14 protein-coding genes are annotated in these 16,467 nt (G+C 73.2%); 8 read left to right on the forward strand and 6 right to left on the reverse strand.

Going from position 1 to position 16,467, the window contains the following annotated elements:
• Positions 1-39 precede the first annotated feature (39 nt).
• Together AB0C25_RS23215 and AB0C25_RS23220 are read left to right on the forward strand one after the other, a co-directional pair.
• The gene (locus tag AB0C25_RS23215) at positions 40-1,122 is read left to right on the forward strand and encodes a glycosyltransferase (protein WP_357376332.1); all 1,083 of its coding nucleotides are present in this window, start codon (positions 40-42) and stop codon (positions 1,120-1,122) included.
• Positions 1,119-2,441, forward strand: coding sequence for a glycosyltransferase (locus AB0C25_RS23220; protein ID WP_357376334.1), 1,323 nt, complete (start codon positions 1,119-1,121; stop codon positions 2,439-2,441). The genes AB0C25_RS23215 and AB0C25_RS23220 overlap by 4 nt, the downstream gene beginning before the upstream one ends.
• Here the strand turns inward: AB0C25_RS23220 and AB0C25_RS23225 are convergent.
• A complete protein-coding gene (locus AB0C25_RS23225) occupies positions 2,357-3,592 on the reverse strand; it encodes a glycosyltransferase family 4 protein (protein WP_357376336.1) in 1,236 nt (411 codons plus the stop codon). The two genes, AB0C25_RS23220 and AB0C25_RS23225, sit on opposite strands and share 85 nt — an antisense overlap.
• A 209-nt stretch (positions 3,593-3,801) precedes the next feature.
• Between AB0C25_RS23225 and AB0C25_RS23230 the strand changes: the two genes are divergently transcribed.
• From AB0C25_RS23230 to AB0C25_RS23240, 3 genes are read left to right on the forward strand one after another with little or no spacing between them, the layout of a single operon-like run.
• Positions 3,802-4,746, forward strand: coding sequence for an NAD-dependent epimerase/dehydratase family protein (locus tag AB0C25_RS23230; protein ID WP_357376338.1), 945 nt, complete (start codon positions 3,802-3,804; stop codon positions 4,744-4,746).
• Positions 4,747-4,754: 8 nt separating this feature from the next.
• Complete coding sequence (locus AB0C25_RS23235; RefSeq protein ID WP_357376340.1) at positions 4,755-6,161, forward strand: oligosaccharide flippase family protein; 1,407 nt, start codon at positions 4,755-4,757, stop codon at positions 6,159-6,161.
• Positions 6,151-7,548 carry a glycosyl transferase family 1 gene (locus AB0C25_RS23240; protein WP_357376342.1) on the forward strand — a complete coding sequence of 466 codons (1,398 nt, stop codon included), beginning with the start codon at positions 6,151-6,153 and terminating at the stop codon, positions 7,546-7,548. The genes AB0C25_RS23235 and AB0C25_RS23240 overlap by 11 nt, the downstream gene beginning before the upstream one ends.
• Positions 7,549-7,588: 40 nt before the next feature.
• On the opposite strand, the gene AB0C25_RS23245 is transcribed toward AB0C25_RS23240, so the two are convergent.
• On the reverse strand, positions 7,589-8,977 hold the full coding sequence (locus AB0C25_RS23245) for an O-antigen ligase family protein (protein ID WP_357376344.1): 1,389 nt from the start codon (positions 8,975-8,977) through the stop codon (positions 7,589-7,591).
• A 266-nt stretch (positions 8,978-9,243) separates the two neighbouring features.
• On the opposite strand from AB0C25_RS23245, the gene AB0C25_RS23250 reads away from it, so the two are divergent.
• The 3 genes from AB0C25_RS23250 to wecB are packed head-to-tail and all read left to right on the forward strand — an operon-like array spanning position 9,244 to position 12,549.
• Positions 9,244-10,284 carry a polysaccharide biosynthesis protein gene (locus AB0C25_RS23250; protein ID WP_357376346.1) on the forward strand — a complete coding sequence of 347 codons (1,041 nt, stop codon included), beginning with the start codon at positions 9,244-9,246 and terminating at the stop codon, positions 10,282-10,284.
• Positions 10,278-11,402, forward strand: a complete 1,125-nt coding sequence (locus AB0C25_RS23255) for an NAD-dependent epimerase/dehydratase family protein (RefSeq protein ID WP_357376347.1) — start codon at positions 10,278-10,280, stop codon at positions 11,400-11,402. Before AB0C25_RS23250 ends, AB0C25_RS23255 begins: the two co-directional genes overlap by 7 nt.
• 22 nt (positions 11,403-11,424) lie before the next feature.
• On the forward strand, positions 11,425-12,549 hold the full coding sequence (wecB, locus tag AB0C25_RS23260) for a UDP-N-acetylglucosamine 2-epimerase (non-hydrolyzing) (protein WP_357376348.1): 1,125 nt from the start codon (positions 11,425-11,427) through the stop codon (positions 12,547-12,549).
• Between the two features lie 61 nt (positions 12,550-12,610).
• On the opposite strand, the gene AB0C25_RS23265 is transcribed toward wecB, so the two are convergent.
• Genes AB0C25_RS23265 through AB0C25_RS23280 form a run of 4 tightly spaced genes read right to left on the reverse strand, consistent with a single transcriptional unit; the run spans position 12,611 to position 16,264 of the window.
• On the reverse strand, positions 12,611-13,816 hold the full coding sequence (locus tag AB0C25_RS23265; protein ID WP_357376349.1) for a glycosyltransferase family 4 protein: 1,206 nt from the start codon (positions 13,814-13,816) through the stop codon (positions 12,611-12,613).
• The gene (locus AB0C25_RS23270; RefSeq protein ID WP_357376350.1) at positions 13,813-14,460 is read right to left on the reverse strand and encodes a NeuD/PglB/VioB family sugar acetyltransferase; all 648 of its coding nucleotides are present in this window, start codon (positions 14,458-14,460) and stop codon (positions 13,813-13,815) included. Before AB0C25_RS23270 ends, AB0C25_RS23265 begins: the two co-directional genes overlap by 4 nt.
• On the reverse strand, positions 14,457-15,110 hold the full coding sequence (locus tag AB0C25_RS23275) for a sugar transferase (RefSeq protein WP_357376351.1): 654 nt from the start codon (positions 15,108-15,110) through the stop codon (positions 14,457-14,459). Before AB0C25_RS23275 ends, AB0C25_RS23270 begins: the two co-directional genes overlap by 4 nt.
• Positions 15,107-16,264, reverse strand: a complete 1,158-nt coding sequence (locus AB0C25_RS23280) for a DegT/DnrJ/EryC1/StrS family aminotransferase (protein ID WP_357376352.1) — start codon at positions 16,262-16,264, stop codon at positions 15,107-15,109. Before AB0C25_RS23280 ends, AB0C25_RS23275 begins: the two co-directional genes overlap by 4 nt.
• Positions 16,265-16,467: the final 203 nt, after the last annotated feature.

Raw genomic sequence — 16,467 nt, forward strand, 5'->3', positions numbered from 1 at the left:
CGACGTCCGGCACCGCTTGGCGTCGGCCGGAGCGCCGTCGTGAGCCGACCGGTGGTGGTGCAGCACTCGGCTGGCGCCCCCGGTGCCAACGGCCCGCTGACCGCCGTGCGGCGGGTGCTCGCCTCGCCCCTGGCCGACCGGTACGAGTTCGTCCGGATGCACCAGCACGCCGGCAACGGCAGCCTGAACCTGCCACTGCTGCGGGAGTGGGTGCGGCTGCTGCGACGGGTCCGCCCGGACCTGGTGCACGTGCGGGGATTGCAGAACGAGGGCTTCCACGGAGTGCTCGCCGCCCGCCTCGCCGGCTGCCCACGGGTCCTGGTCACCGTGCACGGCACCGTACGGGACCTGCGTCAGCCGGGTCGCCCCTGGCGGCGACGGCTGCTCGTGCACGGGGCCGAGCCCCTGACGCTGCGGCTGGCCACCCACGTCGGCACCGTCTGCGCGTACGCCGCCGGCCGGGACTTCCTGTCCGACCTGGGCGCGAAGTTCGTCGGGGTGATCCCCAACGGGGTACCGCTGCCGACCCGTCCACACGCCGCCCGGGACCGGGTCCGCGCCGAGCTGGGCCTGCGCCCCGACGATGTCGCGATGATCGCGGTGTCCCGGCTGACCTGGGAGAAGGGGTACGGCGTCCTCGCCGACGCGGTGCGCCGGCTGCCACCGTCGGCCACCCGCCGGGTGCTGCTGGTCGCCGGCGACGGGCCGGACCGCGACGGCATCGCGGCGGCGCTGGCCGACGCCGGCCAGGTCGAGGTGCGCCTGCTCGGCAACCGTCTCGACGTACCGGACCTGCTCGCTGCGGCGGACCTCTTCGTCTTCCCGACCCTGCACGAGAACCTCTCCAACGCGCTGCTCGAAGCGATGGCGTACGGACTGCCGGTGGTCGCCTCGGCGGTGGGCGGCAACGTCGAGGTGCTGCGCTCCGGCGGTGGCCGGCTGGTGCCGGCCGGTGACCCGGATGCCCTGGCCGCGGCACTGACGCCGCTGCTGGACGACGCCGCCGAGCGGCGCCACGTGGGGGAGTTGGGTCGCAAGGTGGTGGCCGAGGACTACGGCCTCGACGTCATGCTCGGTCGCCTCGATCGGGTCTATCAGCAGATCCTCGGGGAGGGACGGTGACGCAGCGACGCGCCCCCCGGGTCACCCTGCTGGGCTTCACCGTGCCGGACGACCTGCTCGCCGAGATCATCGCCCGGGACACCACCATGCCCACCCAGACGCACACCTTCGCCTGGGGCCTGGTGCGGAGCCTGCGGGCCGCCGACTGTCCGGTGCACCTGCTCTCCGCCGCGCCGGTGTCCACCTGGCCGGGCAACGGTCAGGTCCGCTTCCGGGCGGGTCGGTTCCGGCAGGACGACGTGGACGGGCAGCTGCTGGCGTTCGTCAACCTGCTCGGCCTCAAGCACCTCACCCGGTTCGTGGCCGCCTGGCGTACCGGCGGTCGGGCGCTGCGCGAGCGGGACGCCGACGTCCTGCTGGTGCACGGCGTGCACTCGCCGTTCCTCTGGTTCGGTGTGCTGCGGGCCCGCCGCCGGGGCGTCCACGTGGTGCCGGTGCTCACCGACCCGCCGGGTGTCGCCCTGCCCGGCGACGGTCGGCTGGTCCGGTTGCTGCGCGGGCTCGACGTCGCGCTGGTCCGGGCCGCCCTCGCCCGCTGCTCGGGGGTGATCGCGCTGACCACGGCGCTCGCCGAGGACTTCGCGCCCGGCCGGCCCCGGCTGGTGCTGGAGGGCATCTGTTCCGCTGGTGCGCCGGAGCTGCGCGAGGGCGCCCGGGCGGTGCCGCCCGGTGCGACCAGGGACATCGTGTACGCGGGGGGCCTGAGCCGTGCCTACGGCGTCGACCGGCTGGTCGAGGCGTTCCGCGGTCTGCCCGGGGACGACCTGCGGCTGTGCGTGTACGGCCGGGGAGAGCTGGCGGGTTGGCTGCGCGACCAGGCCGCCGTGGATCGGCGCATCGTGCCTCCGGAGTTGCTGCCCCGGCCGGAGTTGCTGCCCCGGCTGGCCCGGGCGGCCGTGCTGGTGAACCCGCGTCCGGTGGACCAGGAGTTCGTCCGCTGGTCGTTCCCGTCGAAGATCATCGAGTACCTCGCCGCCGGGGTGCCGGTGGTGAGCACCCGACTGCCCGGCATTCCCGGGGAGTACGCGCCGTGGCTGTCCTTCGCCGAGCCGGACACCGCCGACGGGCTGCGGACAGCCGTCGCACGGGTGTTGGCGCTGCCGGCGGACGAGGCCCGAGCGCTGGGCACCGGCGGGGCCCGCTTCGTGCGGGAGACGCGTAACCCGGTCGCACAGGGTCGCCGCGTGCGCGACTTCCTCGCCGGCCTGGCCGGGCTGCCCGACGGGCGTGCCACTCAGCCCCGGCCGCGCGCCGCCGCCTTGCTGAGCAGGTCCTCGATCTGGTCGACGCCGACCCGCAACGACATCCGGTCCAGGTAGAGCTGGCGACCCCGCCGGCCCATCGCGATCCGCTCCTCGGCCGGCACCCGGGCCGCGGCCGCGAACTGGTCGGCCAACGCCCGCCAGTCGTCCGGCGGGCAGACCAGACCCGCCCCGCCCGCGCTGACCAGCGCGGCGGCGTCGCCGTCGGCCGACATCAGCACCGGAGCGCCGCAGGCCAGCGCGGCCTGCAACTTCGAGGGCACCGTCCCGCGCAGCCAGGGCAGGTCGCGCAGCATGACCAACTGGTAGTCGGCGGCGGCGTACAGCTCGGCCATCTCGGCGGCCGGACGGCGACCGACGAACCGCACGTTGTCCGCGTCCAACTCGTCGGCGAGTCGCCGGGCCTGTTCCGCGCCCAGCCCGGTGCCGACGAAGACCAGGTCCACCGCGTCCGGTGCCGCCGCGGCCGCGCGGATGGCAACGTCGACGCCCTGCAACACACCCAGGTTGCCGGCGAACATCACCGTCACCCGCCCCCGGTGCCCGATCGTCGCTCGGGCCGAATCCGTGCCGGCCACCGGCCGGAACAGCGCCTCGTCGGTCCAGTTGAAGACGGTGCGCACCGCGCCGGGGTCGACACCCCGCTCGATCACCTGTTCCGCCATGGCGGGCGCGATCACCGCGATGCCGGCGCAGGCGCGGTAGATGCGGCGCATCATGCCGGTCAGCACCCGGTCCATGGCCCGCCCGGCCAGCCCCGGTGGGGCCATCCCGGACGCGGTCACCGACTCCGGCCACAGGTCCTGCACGTGCAGCACCGCCGGGACGCCACGCAGCAACCGCAGCAGACCGGCGGCGGCGTACGCGGTGGGTGGCGGATGGTAGACGTAGAGCGCGTCGACGCCGTGCAGGTGGCGGGGGGCCGCCAGGGTGCTGGTGGCGGCGAAGGAGAGATAGCTCGCCGCCCGGCGCAGCCCGGATCGGTCGTGACTCGGGTACGCGGGCACCCGTCGAACGGTCACCCCGCGATCGGCGGCCCGGTGGTTCCAGCGCTGCCGCCAACCCGGGTAGGTCCGCCCGAGCGGCAGGCTCGGGAAGGTGGTCAGCACCCGCACCTCGTGGCCGCGTCGGGCCAACTCCGTGGCCAGTTGACCCGGCACGAAGGCGCTCTCCGGGGGGTACCACTGACTGATCAGTCCGATTCGCATGTGCCCGGCACTCCCGTCGACGTCAACTCGTCCACCTGGGCAGACAACTGACGGAGGGGAATGAAGGACACGCAGGTCGGTGTCCGCTTCGCGTGACTTGCGCCAACAGCGCTCGTTGTCACACTAGTGGCCCCAGCGGCGCTGCCACGGCCCCACCGAGCGGGCACCCAGCGCCCGCCGCCCGAGGCCGAGCCGAACGGGGAGACGCGTTGAAGGTAGTCGTGACCGGCGGCGCCGGGTTCATCGGCGCCAACCTGGTACGGGCGCTCGACGAGGCACCCCAGGTGACCGACGTCGTGGTGGTCGACGACCTCTCCACCGGCCTGCTGGACAACCTGCACGACCAGCCCGTCCGGCTGCACCGGGGCTCGGTGCTCGACCCGGACCTGCTGGACGAGGCGTTCGCCGGGGCGGCCACGGTGGTGCACCTGGCCGCTCTCGGCTCCGTGCCGCGCTCGATCGACCGGCCGCTGCCCAGCCACCACGCCAACGCCACCGGGACGTTGATGGTGCTGGAGGCGGCTCGCCGGCACCACGTCCAACAGGTGATCCTCGCGTCCTCGTCGTCGGTCTACGGCGCCAACCCGGTGCTGCCCCGCCAGGAGGAGCTGCGCCCGATCCCGGTGTCCCCGTACGCGGTCTCCAAGTTGGCCGCCGAGGCGTACGCGGTCGCCTACGCCGCCTGCTACGACCTGGGTGTGCTGCCGTTCCGCTTCTTCAACGTCTACGGTCCCCGGCAGGCGGCGCACCACGCGTACGCCGCGGTGCTGCCCCGCTTCGTCACCGCCGCGCTCGCCGGCGAGCCGCTGCGCGTGCACGGCGACGGTCGGCAGGCCCGCGACTTCACGTTCGTCGGCAGTGTCACCTCGGTGATCGTCGACGCCGTCGTCCGTCGGGTGTCCACCACCGACGTGGTGAACCTGGCCTTCGGCGCGCGAGTCTCCCTGCTCGATCTGATCGCCGAGCTGGAGGACATCATGGGCCGGCCGCTGCCGGTCGTGCACGAGGCGCCGCGCCCGGGCGACGTACGGGACTCGCAGGCCGACAGCACCCGGCTGGGGGAGCTGTTCCCCGGGGTGCGGCCGGTGCCGCTGCGCACCGGCCTGGAGCGCACGGTGTCCTGGATGGCGGGTCACGTGCTCGCGAGTCAGTAGGGCCGTCGATGTCGTCCGGGGTCGTCGAGCGGACCCGGCGCGCCCGCCGACCGGGCACGCACCGTCGGCTTCCCGACCGTGGTCGCCGGCTCGTCTCCGGGGTGGCGACGGCGCTGCTCAGCCGTGCGGCGGGGCTCATCGTGCCGATCGTCCTGGTGCCGGTGACGCTGCCCTACTTCGGCAACGACCTGTACGGCCTGTGGATGGCGGTGGCCGCGCTGGCCGGCATGGCGGCCTTCGCCGACCTGGGGTTGGGCAGCGGACTGATGACGAAGCTGGCCCCCTGCTACGCCCACGGAGACACCGCGCAGGCCCGTCGCTACATCTCCAGCGCGTATCTGACCCTGTCGGGGCTCGCGCTCGCCCTCACCGGCCTGCTCTGGGGCTTCGCCGGTGCCGTGCCCTGGTCGGCGCTGTTCAACGTGACAGGTCAGGTCAGCCCGGAGCAGACCCGGATGATCTCGTTGATCTGTCTCACCGCGTTCGCGCTCAACATCCCACTCAGCCTGATCGCCCGCGTCCAGTACGCCTACCAGCAGGTCGGCCGGAGCAACGTCTGGCAGACCGCGGGCAGTCTGGCCGCCCTCGGCGCGGTGCTCGGCGTGGTCTGGGCCGGCTGGTCGCCGCTGCTGGTGGTCGCCCTGTCGGTGGCCGCGCCGCTGCTGGTCAACCTGCTCAACACGCTGTGGTTCTTCGGCCGGCAGGAGCCGCGGATCCGGCCCACGCCGAGGGCCGTACAGGCGCACGCCGCCCTAGAGCTGACCCGGCTGAGTGGGCTGTTCTTCGTGCTGACCGTGGTCATCTCGTTCGCCACCAACGCCGACACGCTGATCATCGCGCACGCGCTCGGCCTGTCCGCCGTCGCCGGGTACGTGGTGCCCGCGAAGCTGCTGTCCCAACTCGGCCAGCTCGTCGTCCTGGTCAACGTGCCACTGTGGCCGGCCAACGGCGAGGCGTTGGCCCAGGGCCAGGTGGACTGGGTACGCCGTACCACCCGACGGATGACCGTGTTGTCCGTGCTGGCCGCCGGTCTGCCGGCCGCCGTACTCGTCGCCTTCGGTGAGTGGCTGTTCGCGGCCTGGCTGCCGGTGCCGATGGGCGGTGACCGGTGGCTGCTGGCCGGGCTGGGCGTCTGGTGGCTGCTCCAGTCGGCGCTCTCGCCCCGTTTCATGGTGCAGAACGCCGGCGGCGTCCTCGTCCCGCAGTTGTGCGGCTGGGGGGCGTTCCTGGTGTTGTCGGTGCTCGGCAAGTGGTACGCCGCCGACCGCATCGCCGTCGCCGCCGTGCCCTGGGTCGGCGCGGTCGGTTACGCGCTGACCGTCGTGCCGGCGGCGCTGTACGGATATCGCCGGACGCTGCGGCTGCACCGTGGCCCGACCATCGAGCGGAGATTGGTGTCCGACCATGCGCGCTGACGAGTATCCCCGCGTGCTGGTGGTGAGCGCGGCCGTGTTCGATCGCTCCACCGGCACCGGCATCACCCTGTCGAACCTGTTCACCGGCTGGCCGGGGGACCGACTCGCCCAGCTCTACGCCGAGGACCGCGCCCCGGGTCCGGACGCCGTCGGCACGTTCGCCCGGTTCGCGCCGCGCAACGCCCCGGTCGAGTACCACCTGTTCCGGCAGTGGGAACGCGTCCGCCGACCGGTCCGGGCCGTGGTGCTCGGCGCGACCGGTTCGCCAGGCGCGAGCGGTCCGACCGGTTCGGCGCGCGATCCCGGGCCCGGCCCGGTGCGTGCCCGGCTGCGCACCCAACTCCGTGCCTTCGTCGACCTCAGCCCGGTCCGCGTTCCCGACGACGTCCGTCGGTGGCTGCGGGAGCAGCGGCCGGACGTCATCTACACCACGCTGGGCAGCATCCGGATGATGCGCCTCGCCGTCGCCGCCGCGCAGGAGTGCCGGGTGCCCCTGGTGCCGCACTTCATGGACGACTGGCCCACCACGCTGTACACCGGCGGTCAGGTGCTGGGGCTGCCCCGGCTCGCGGTCCGTGCCGGCTTCCGGGACGTCCTGCGGCACGCCTCGTACGGAATGGGGATCAGCGTGGCGATGGCGCGGGAGTTCGAACGCCGCTACGGGTTGCCCTTCGCCGCCTTCGGCAACTGCGTGGATGCCGCGGACTTCGCCGACCCGGAGCGGCCCCCGCCGGACCGCCCGGTCGGGGCGCCTGTCGAGTTGGTCTACGTGGGCGGGTTGCACCTGGACCGGTGGCGGTCACTGCGCCGCGTCGGCGAGGCCGTCGTTCGCCTGGCGGCCCAGGGGACACCGGCCCGGCTGACCGTGCACGCCCCGGCGACCGACCTCGCGCGGTACGCCGGCGCGTTCACCGGGCTGTCCGCGGTGCGCCTGGGCCGATCGTTGACCAGCGACGAGGTCGCCGGTGCGCTGCGCCGCTCCGACGTGTTGGTGCACGTCGAGTCGTTCGCCGCCGAGCACCGCCGCTACACCCGCTACTCGCTGTCCACCAAGATCCCGCAGTACCTGGCATCCGGCCGTCCCGTCGTCGGATTCGGCCCGGCCGAACTGGCCTCGATGGCGCACCTGGCGGCGGCCGACGCCGGCGCGGTGGTCGGAACCGACGACCCGGGGGCACTCGTGGGGGCGCTCACCCCGCTCTGCACCGACGCCGGACTACGGGCTCGGCTCGGCGGGCGGGCGCTGGCGTACGCGGTGCGGCACCACCGCACCGACCAGGTGGCGGCCCGCTTCGCCGAGGTGCTGCGGGAGGCGGCGGCCCGTCCGGTCGACCGGCCACCGGTGCCCCGATCCGGGCGGGCCGGGGCGCTGGCGGACGCCGACTGACGCGCCGACCGCCGCGCCGACCGCCGTGCCTGCCGGCCCGTCAGCGGTGGAGGCCAGCCTGGACCGTCCGGCCGTCGCCGCTGCCGACGAGCGCGGCCGGGACCGGGCGGGGGCGGCGGGCGCGGGAGTGCCGGGGTGCCACCGGCGGACCCCAGATTCCCGGCAGTACGGTGACCAGCGCCAGCACCAGCCAGAAGGCGAGGGACGTCTCCCACTGGCCGGTCAACCAGATCGGCAGCATGACGCCGGTGAACGCGCAGGCCAGCAGCAGTCCGGCTCGGCCGGTGCGGGCCGCGACGACGAGCGCCGCGGTCATCGCGCCGAAGTAGAGCAGCACGCCGACCAGCCCCAGGTCGTTGCCGACGGTGAGGAGCAGGTTGTGTGGCCCGATCTCGTACGGGTTGGTGCTGATGAAGACTCCCGCGCCGGATCCGTTCAGCGGTGACTCCGACCAGGTCGACACCGCGTAGGGCCAGATCCAGAGACGTCCGGAGATGTCGCCGGTGGGTCGTCCGTACAGGCCGTCGAGCCAGAGCAGCTCGGCCCTCGGCGTCAGCCCGAACGGCACCAGGGCGATGAGCGTGGCGGCGAGCCCGGCGACGGTGACCCCGGTCAGTCGGGGCACCACGCGGGTGGCCAGCGCGGCGGCGAGACCGGCCACGATGCCGATGGCCGCGCCACGCGAGCCGGTGAGCAGCACGCCGTACCCCAGCAGTACGGCCAGGGCCAGCGGCGCTAGACGCAGGACCGGCCGGTGCGCGCCGGCCGCGGCGAGCACCAGGGCCAGCACCACGCCGGCGGCCAGGGTGTACGCCGTGCCGTTCACCTCCCGGCCGTCGATGCCGTAGCGCTCGGCGAAGAGGACCACCTGCCCCTGGGCTCGGGCGCCGGTCGCCACCTCGACGGCGACCACCGCGCAGCCGAGCAGGAACGTCCAGCCGACCAGCAGCAGGTCCCGGCGGCCCCGGACGACGTGTCGGCAGGCCACGAAGAGCAGGCTGACCGAGACGTACCGGTAGGCGGCGGGTCCGGTGATGTCGGGGTGGCTGGTCCAGAGCAGGCTGGCCCCGGCCCAGCCGGCGGTGAGCAGCGCGACGGTGTCGACCGGCCGCAGCCGGGGCAGCCGGCCGGTCAGCACGACGGCCAGCACGGCGAGGATCGCCACGTAGTTGAACGACCACCACGGTGGACGGGCCACCAGGTAGGCGGCGACACACAGGACCAGCACGGCGGGCAGGCTGCCGGTGGGCGCGACCGGCGAGGGGCCGGGCTGTGCCGCGGGCCGCCGTGCGGGTGGGGCCAACGGGGCGGGCACCAGTTGTGCACCGGCGATGTGGTGGTGCCGCAGGGCGTGGGTCGGGTGGTGTCGCGGTGGCGCGTCGGCCAGCGTGTGCGCCCCGCGCCCGTCTGGACAGGCTCGGCGAGGCACGGAACCGTTTCTACCAGGTGCGACGGTGCGAAGTGACCAAATCACTGCATACACCGACATGTTTTCTGAGTGCCGTATAGCTCGTTTGGCCCGTTTGCCGCCCAAACACGTATCTGCTGCTGAGGCCCCTCGTTGACCCGGGTGCCGCATCCGGCGGGGCTTCCGCCTGACCGCCGGAGACCGGCGCCCGTGCCACAGCGCGCAGCGGCTGTGCGCGCCGGGTCGACGGGTGAGAACCGCCCGTCGGGTGACGAACGGGAGAACCAATGAGCGTGATGACCGCGGGCCGCCGGGTGCTGATCACCGGTGGGACCGGATCCTTTGGACAGACCATGGCGCGGCGACTGCTCGACCGCGACGTCGCCGAGGTGCGGATCCTCAGCCGGGACGAGGCCAAGCAGGACGCCATGCGGCGTTCCATCGGCGACGAGCGGATGCGCTACCACGTCGGCGACGTCCGCGACATCGACACGGTGCTGCGGGCCACGCGCGGCGTCGACTTCGTCTTCCACGCGGCGGCGCTCAAGCAGGTGCCGTCCTGCGAGTTCTTCCCCCTGGAGGCGGTGCGCACCAACATCCTCGGCAGCGGCAACGTGGTCGAGGCCGCCGCGCACAACGGCGTCAGCTCGGTCGTCGTGCTCAGCACCGACAAGGCCGTCTACCCGGTCAACGCCATGGGCATGAGCAAGGCGCTGATGGAGAAGGTCGCCCAGGCGTACGCCCGCAACAACCCCAACAGCGCCACCACCGTGTCCTGCGTCCGGTACGGCAACGTGATGTACTCGCGCGGCTCGGTGATCCCGCTCTTCATCGAGCAGATCAAGGCCGGCCGCGCGCCCACCGTCACCGACCCCGCCATGACCCGCTTCCTGATGTCGCTCGCCGACTCGGTCGACCTGGTCGAGCACGCCTTCCACCACGCCCGCCCCGGCGACGTGTTCATCCGCAAGGCCGCCGCCTGCACGATCAGCGACCTCGCCGAGGCCGTCTGCCAGTTGTTCGACGTGCCGTTCAAGCTGGACATCATCGGCGTACGGCACAGCGAGAAGTCGCACGAGACCCTCGCGAGCCGCGAGGAGTTGGCCCAGGCCGACGACTTCGGGGACTTCTACCGGGTGCCGCTGGACGCGCGCGACCTCAACTACGCGCTCTACGTCTCCGAAGGCGAGTTGAGCGAGCGGCCCGGCGAGGACTTCAACTCGGCGAACGCCACCCGGCTCGGCGTACCCGATGTGGTGCGGCTGCTCAAGTCGCTGCCGGAGATCCGGGCGGAGCTGGCGCTGCGGGACCCGGTGCTGGCGTGCTGAGCCTCGCCGTCACCGGCGCCGGCGGTTTCCTCGGCTGGCACGTGCGGGTCCTGCTGCGCGCGCTCGGCTGGCCCGAGCCGGCCGTGCTGACCCGTAGCGATCTGGCCGACCCGGCGGTGGTCGCCCGCAAGATCGCCGGGGTGGACCGGGTGCTGCACCTGGCCGGGGTCAACCGGGGGGAGCCCGCCGACGTGGCGGCCGGCAACGTCCAGCTCGCCGCCCAGCTCGCCAACGGCCTGCGCGCCTGCCCGGACCCGCCCATCGGTGTGGTCTTCGCCAACTCCGTGCAGGCCGGCAACGGCACCCCCTACGGCGACGCCAAGGCCACCGCCGCCGGCATCCTCGCCGAGACCGGCGTGCCCCTGGACGACGTGCTGCTGCCCAACCTGTACGGCGAGCACGGCCGACCCTGGTACAACTCGGCAGTCGCCACCTTCTGCCGGGTCCTCGCCGAGGGCGGCCAGCCGGAGGTGCACGCCGACCGGCAGCTGGACCTGGTGCACGTCACCGACGCCGCCGCCCGGCTGGCCGGCGTCGCGGCGGCCGGCTCCTGGGACCCGGCGCTGCCGGCCCTGCGGATCGGGGTCCGCGACCTCGCCGACCAGCTCACCTCGTACGCCCGCGTCTACCGCACCGGCGAGATCCCGCCGCTGCGCGACAGGCACGACGTGCGGCTGTTCAACACCTACCGGTCGCACTGCTTCCCGGCGCACTACCCGTTGGCCCTGCCCACCCGGGCCGACGCCCGGGGGGCGCTCGTCGAGACGGTCAAGGCGCACGGGGGAGCGGGTCAGACCTTCTGCTCCACGACCCGGCCCGGGATCACCAGGGGTGAGCACTTCCACCTGGCCAAGGTGGAGCGGTTCGTGGTGTTGCGCGGCACCGCCGAGATCAGCCTGCGCCGCGTCGGCGACACCGACGTCGTCCGGTTTCCGGTCAGCGGCGACCAGCCCGTGGTCGTCGACATGCCGACCATGTGGGCGCACAACATCACCAACACCGGCCCGGACGAGCTGCTCACGCTCTTCTGGACCAACGAGCTGTTCGACCCGGAACGGCCCGACACGTGGCCGGAGCCGGTCGGTGACGAACATCTGGTGCCGGTGGGCGCCCGGTGAGTGACAGGCGGAGGGAGACCACATGACCAGGGTGATGACCGTTGTCGGCACCCGTCCCGAGATCATCCGACTGTCCCGGGTGCTCAGCCGGTTGGACGACACCGTCGACCACGTGCTCGTGCACACCGGGCAGAACTGGGACACCACCCTCTCCGACGTGTTCTTCAGCGAGCTGCGACTCCGCGAACCGGACCGGTTCCTGCGCGTCGATACCACCTCGCTGGGCCGGGTGCTCGGCGGCGTCCTGGTCGGTATGGAGGCGGCGATCGCAGAGCTGCGACCGGACGCGCTGCTCGTGCTCGGCGACACCAACAGCTGCATCGCGGCCCTGATGGCCCGGCGGATGCGGGTGCCGGTCTACCACATGGAGGCCGGCAACCGCTGCTTCGACCTCAACGTGCCGGAGGAGACGAACCGGCGACTCGTCGACCACGTCGCCGACTTCAACCTGGTCTACACCGAACACGCCAGGCGCAACCTGCTCGCCGAGGGCCTGCACCCGCGCCGGATCCTGCACACCGGCTCACCGATGCGGGAGGTGCTGGAGCACTACCGGGCGCCGATCGCCAGCTCGACCATCCTCCGGCAACTGGAGCTGGACGAAGGCCGGTACTTCCTGGTCAGCGCCCACCGGGAGGAGAACGTGGACCGGCCCGACCGGCTGCGGCGGCTGCTGGACTGCCTGGTCGCGGTCCGCGACCGCTGGGGCTACCCGGTGCTGGTCTCCACCCACCCGCGTACCCGCAAGCGGCTGGAGGCCCTCGCCCCGGACGCCACCGCGCTGGACGGCATCGCCTTCCACGACCCGTTCGGTCTGCTCGACTACGTGCACCTGCAGACGAAGGCGTTCTGCACCCTGTCCGACAGCGGGACGATAAGTGAGGAGGCCGCCATCCTCGGCTTCCCCGCGGTGACCCTGCGGGAGTCCATCGAACGCCCCGAGGCGCTCGACGCGGGCGGGATCATCATGACCGGTCTCGACCCACAGGGGGTGGTCGAGGCCGTCGAGGTGACGGTGGCGCAGGTCGCCGCGGACGGCGTGCCCTGCCCGGCCGACTACCAGGTGCCGGACACCTCGCGGCGGGTGGTCGACTTCATCCTCTCCACCGTGCGCCGGCACCACGACTGGGCCGGCATCCGGCACTGAGCCGCCACCACGGGCGGTCGGTGGTCCGGCGGGACCGGCCACCGGCCGCCCGGCGGTGTGCTCAACGCCGCCGGCCGGCCACGTCCTCGACGATGTCCGCCACCTCGGCCGCCGCCCGCAGGTCGTCGAAGGACGTCAGGACGTGGCGGCGGGCCAACCGGCCGCACAGGCTGAGCCGGCCCGCGACCCATCCCTGGTACGCCGAGTCGAGCGCCGCCACCAGAGCCGGCGAATCACCCGGCGGGACGACCCAGCCGGACCGCTCGGTCACCGCCTCGGGCAGACCACCGGCCGCGCTGACGATGCTCGGCACACCCATCGCGCCGGCCTGCACCGCCGCGCCGGGGCCGTCGCCGAGGGACGGGGACACGCTGACATCCGCGGCGGCGTAACAGGGCCGTACGTCCGGGACCGACTCCACCCAGGTGATCCCGGGGTCACCGGCGACGCCGAAGCGTTCGTCGAGCTGCCGCCGGTAGTCCTCACCGGCAGCCGTCCAGCCGCCACCGACCAGCAGCAGGTGCGCGTCCGTGTGCCGGCGGCGAAACGTCCGCCAGGCGTCCAGCAGCACGTCGTGCCCCTTGACCCCCCGACCCGAGTGGATGAACCACCTCGGTGGGTAGACGTGGGCGACCATCACCACCAGGAACGCGCCCTGGTCGATGCCCAGCTCGGCGCGGAGCTTCGCCCGCTGGTCGGGGCCGGTGGCGTCCGGGCTGAAGGCGTCGGTGTCCACCCCGTACACCGCCACCGGGCGACGCTGCGGCGGACACCCCAACTCGCCGTACCGGGCGGAGGCGTAGCGGCAGCCGCAGATCAGCACGTCGTCCAGCCGCCACAGCAACCGCTCCGCCGAGCGGACCAACCGGGATTCCAGGTACGCCGGGTTGGCCACCATGTGCACCCGGTGGACCGGCAGGCCCAGCGTGGCCAGTCGCACCGCGTACGCCGAGGCGATCAGGTGGTACTGCACCACGTCCGGGCGCAACCGGCGCAGCAGCGCGCGCAGCAGCAACAGCCCGATGGGCGCGTACCGGCCCCTGGTGAAGTCGTACGGGGAGCTGAGCACGTCGACACCGCGGCGCTCCAACTCGTCGGTGAGCCGGCCGGCCCCGCGCGGCAGCACGACTGTCACCTCGTGCCCCCGGTGCCGCAACTCCTCCACCTGCGGCAGCAGCCACATCCCGCCGGTACTGGTCTTGACCAGCACCGCGATCCGGAGTTGGCGGACGCCGAGCGGCCGGCTCGCGCGGGGACCGACGCTCACCGGGCCGGGACTCCCTTGACCACCGCGCCGGCGGGTACGTCGCGGACCACGCAGGCCCCGGCGCCGACCGTGGCGCCCGCGCCGACCCGCAGCCTCTGCAACACCACGGCACCGGCGCCGATCAGCACCCCGTCGCCCAGGTGGCAGTCGCCGGAGACCGCCGCCAACGGGTTGACCGACACGTGGTCGCCCAGCGCGCAGTCGTGCGCCACCGCGCTGTTCTGGTTGAGGTGCACGTGCCGTCCGAGCGTGACGTTCGTGGTGACCCGGGCGCCCGGAAACACGACCAGGCCTTCGCCGTACACGGTGTCCGGCCCGACGGTGGCGTCCGGGTGCACCAGCACCGCCGTCGGAAGCCGGTACGCGCTCAGCCGCTGATCCACCGACCGCCGCGCGGCCGGATCCCCGATGCCCAGCGCCAGGTGTGTGCCGGCGGGCTGCTCGCCCAGGCGGGCACTGCCGCCGAGGTAGGGCACCTCCAGCCGCTGCACCCGCTTCAGGTTGACCTCGCTGGGCTGGTCGTCGACGAAGCCCCGCACCCGCCACACCGGGCCACCGCGGGCGGCGGCGTTGACGGCCCGGACGATGCCGAGCACCTCGCGGCCGTGCCCGCCGCAGCCGACGATGACGATGTCCAGGCTCACCGGCGGCCCTCTGCGTGCCCGCGACCGCCGGCGGTGGCCAGCTCGGCCGGGCCGAGGAACTCGTGGGCGGTGGCCGCGCCGGCCGCGGTGATCCCCTCCCGGAGCAGGACCGTTCGTACCGTGCGCAGCAGGATCCGCACGTCCAGCACGAGCGAGCGGTGCCGCACGTAGTGCACGTCGAGAGCGAAACGCTCGTCCCAGCTCAGCGCGTTGCGCCCGTACGCCTGCTGGAGACCGGTGATGCCCGGACGCACCTCGTGCCGGCGGAGCTGCTCCGGGCTGTAGCGGCTCAGGTACGCCGGCAGCAGGGGGCGCGGCCCGACCAGGCTCATCTCGCCGCGCAGCACGTTCCACAGTTGGGGCAACTCGTCGAGACTCGTGGTCCGCAGCCAGCGGCCGAAGGTGGTGAGTCGGACGGCGTCGTTGGCCGGTGCCGCGTCCGCACCGCCAACGGTCATCGAACGGAACTTGACCAGGCGGAACAGTCGACCGCCACGACCCGGTCGGGCCTGCCGGAACAGCACGGGCCGACCCATGGTGACCAGCACGGCCAGCGCCACCGCGGCGAGCACCGGCGTCGCGAGCAGCAGGCCGCTGGCGGCCAGGACCACGTCCAGCATCCGTTTGACGGTGTCGTAGGGCCGGTTCATCGGTGTCCGTCCAGAAACTCGGTGGTGGCGGCGAGCACGCGCTCGATCTGGTCGTCGGCGAGGGCGGAGCCGCTGGGCAGGGACAGGCTGGTGGCGAACAGGCGGTCGGCGGCACCGGTCTGGGCGACCTGCCGGTGGGCGTACACCGGTTGGCGGTGCATCGGTTTCCACATCGGGCGGCACTCCACGCCGTGGCCGGCCAGGTGCTCGGCGAGTTGGCCGGGCTGCCAGCCGGTGCGCTCCGGTTCGACCACGACGGAGGTCAACCAACAGTTCGAGCCGGGGTCACCAGCGCCGAGGATCCGGGTGCCGGGCACGCCGCTGAACAGCCGGGCGTACCTGTCGCGCAGCGCCCGCCGTCGGGCGACCATGGCGTCCAGTCGGGTGAGCTGGGCGCGGCCGAGCGCGGCCAGCAACGTGCTGAGCCGGTAGTTGTAGCCCACGTCGCGGTGCTCGTAGTGCGACACCGGCTCGCGGGCCTGGGTGGCCAGGTGTCGGGCTCGGGCGACCAGCGCGGGGTCGTCGGAGACCAGCATCCCGCCGCCCGTGGTGGTCATCACCTTGTTGTGGCTGAACGAGTAGATCCCGACCCGGCCGAACGTGCCGGCACACCGCCCCCGGTAGGTCGAGCCGAGCGCCTGCGCCGCGTCCTCCACCACTGGAACACCGACGGCCGCGCAGAGCGGCAACAACCTGTCGTAGTCGGCGCACCGGCCGTTGATGTCCACGGTCAGTACGGCGGCGACCCGTCGGCCCGCGTCGACGAGACGACCGAGCAGGTCGGCGAGCAGGTCGACGTCGAGATTGCCGGTGGCGGCGTCACAGTCCACGAAGACCGGTTCGGCTCCGGTGTAGGTGACCGCGTTGGCGGTGGCGGCGAAGGTGAGCGTGGGCACGACCACCACCGTCTCCGGTCCCGCGCCGACGGCGAGCAGTGCCAGGTGCAGAGCGGCGGTGCCGGAGGAGAGCCCCAGTGCGTAGCCGACACCGACCCGGGCGGCGAGTTCCCGTTCGAACGCGCCCAGCTCCGGCCCGTCCGGGTCGAAGCGCCCGGCCCGGATGGCCCGCAGCAGGTAGGACTCCTCCAACTCGCCCACGTCGGGTGGGGACAGGAAGACCGGGTCGGCCACGCCTGGACCGCCGCTGCGCGCCACGGGCGGACGGTGGTGGATCAGCTCCACGGATGGCGCCTCCGATCGGACGAGAGGGAAGACCCACATGGTTGTAGCAGCCGGTATGTGGCCTGCTGAGTGCTTTCGCCATTTGTACGACGAATCCACCCGATCGGTCTTCGCGTTCGGGTGGCCACTGGAGGTGGCCGGTAGAGTGCTGCCGGCCGCGCTGGCGATACGTCCAC

Origin of the sequence: Micromonospora sp. NPDC048839 (assembly GCF_040649915.1) — a bacterium.
GTDB lineage: Bacteria > Actinomycetota > Actinomycetes > Mycobacteriales > Micromonosporaceae > Micromonospora.